General features: G+C 65.2%; 3 protein-coding genes. All 3 read left to right on the forward strand.

The annotated features are described in order from the left end of the window. Nucleotides 1-87: 87 nt before the first annotated feature. The 3 genes from CAG11_RS32945 to CAG11_RS32955 are packed head-to-tail and all read left to right on the forward strand — an operon-like array spanning nt 88 to nt 1,453. Nucleotides 88-411, forward strand: coding sequence for a phage holin, lambda family (locus CAG11_RS32945; protein WP_177409212.1), 324 nt, complete (start codon nt 88-90; stop codon nt 409-411). Beyond that, nucleotides 408-1,250 carry an N-acetylmuramidase family protein gene (locus CAG11_RS32950; protein WP_085600872.1) on the forward strand — a complete coding sequence of 281 codons (843 nt, stop codon included), beginning with the start codon at nt 408-410 and terminating at the stop codon, nt 1,248-1,250. The genes CAG11_RS32945 and CAG11_RS32950 overlap by 4 nt, the downstream gene beginning before the upstream one ends. Continuing rightward, entirely contained in the window at nt 1,247-1,453 is a 207-nt protein-coding gene (locus CAG11_RS32955) for a hypothetical protein (protein WP_085600874.1), read from the forward strand. Before CAG11_RS32950 ends, CAG11_RS32955 begins: the two co-directional genes overlap by 4 nt. Nucleotides 1,454-1,505 lie beyond the last annotated feature (52 nt).

A 1,505-nucleotide genomic window follows, 5' to 3' on the forward strand; every position in this document is an offset into this window, starting at 1 on the left:
CAAACCACAGCCCCACAGCGGCAGATGGTGAACCTATGGGACTGAAGTTAAGCCGTGTCCTTGTAGCCACCCACCCTGGACCTTGGAATGAAAAGAATGCCTGACCGTCCCGACACCTGGGCCTGGCTCGCTGCCTGGCTCGAACAGAACTGGCCGGCCCTTTACTCCGGCATCCTGGCGCTGATCATCGCCGCCCTGCGTGTCATGTACGGCGGCGGCACCTGGCGCCGCATGCTGATCGAGGCGCCGCTCTGCGGAGCCCTGGCCCTGGCAGGCAGCCATGGCCTGGCGTTGCTGGGTATTCCATCTTCGACCGCCCCGTTCTTCGGCGGGGTGATCGGCCTGCTCGGCGTCGAAGGCACCCGCGCCGCGGCCCGCAAGTTCTTCAACCGCAAGGTAGATCAGCTATGACCACACTCCGCCACGGCGACCGCTCCCAGGCCGTCCGCACCCTGCAGAAGAACCTCAACAGCCACGGCGCCACCCTGGTGGTGGACGGCGACTACGGCGACGCGACAGAAAAAGCCGTGCGCGCCTTCCAGCTCCAGGCCGGCCTGGTGGTGGACGGTATCGCCGGCGAGAAGACCCAGGCCGCCCTGGCCGGGGACGATTGCAGCCAGTTGCTGAGGAACGCCGACCTGATCAGCGCCGCCCAGCGCCTGGACCTGCCCCTCGCGAGCGTCTATGCGGTCAACGAGGTGGAATCGAATGGCAAGGGCTTCTTCGCCAACGGCAAGCCGGCGATCCTGTTTGAACGGCATGTCATGTACCGCCAGCTCTGCACGCCTCGGCACCCTGAGGATGACGTCGCCGAACTGAAGCGCCACGCCGGCGAGCTCGCCGCGCAATACCCCGCGATCATCAACCCCAGCGCCGGTGGCTACACCGGCGGGACCGCTGAATATCAGCGCCTGGCCACGGCCCGCCTCATCGATGACACCGCGGCCCTGGAATCTGCCTCCTGGGGCGCCTTCCAGATCATGGGCTTTCACTGGAAGCGCCTGGGCTATGCCAGCGTCCAGGAGTTCGCCGCGGCGATGGCTGCGAGCGAGTCCCAGCAGTTCGACGCCTTCGTGCGCTTCATCGAAGCCGATCCGGCGTTGCACAAGGCCCTGAAAGCCCGCAAGTGGGCCGAATTCGCACGCCTGTACAACGGGCCGAACTATCAACGCAATCTGTACGACACCAAGCTCCAGCGCGCCTACGAGCGGCACAGCGCCTGCGGCTGTGGCCAGGAGGTTCCGGCATGATCGATCTCGAAGCGGTGCACAAGCTCAAGGTAGAAGACGGCGACCTGGTGGTCGTTCCAGCGAACACTACCCACAACGACATGCAGCAGTTGGCCGAGGCCCTGCAGTTTGTCGACCCGGGCTGTCGGGCGATTGTGATCCGCGGGCCGGTTGAACGCCTGGACCTGGCTGCAATGAACAAGCTGGGCTGGTACCGCGCATGACAGCGAAGGTCGCCTACCTCGAAATCTCCGGTCGCCTGACAGGGAAAACCAC

The sequence above is a fragment of the Pseudomonas sp. B6(2017) genome, assembly GCF_002112765.1.
GTDB lineage: Bacteria > Pseudomonadota > Gammaproteobacteria > Pseudomonadales > Pseudomonadaceae > Aquipseudomonas > Aquipseudomonas piscis.

Bases quoted from the DNA above. Each gene is read 5' to 3' on its own strand.
- CAG11_RS32945 (WP_177409212.1), top strand. From the start codon at position 88: ATGAAAAGAATGCCTGACCGTCCCGACACCTGGGCCTGGCTCGCTGCC.
- CAG11_RS32950 (WP_085600872.1), top strand. From the start codon at position 408: ATGACCACACTCCGCCACGGCGACCGCTCCCAGGCCGTCCGCACCCTG.
- CAG11_RS32955 (WP_085600874.1), top strand. From the start codon at position 1,247: ATGATCGATCTCGAAGCGGTGCACAAGCTCAAGGTAGAAGACGGCGAC.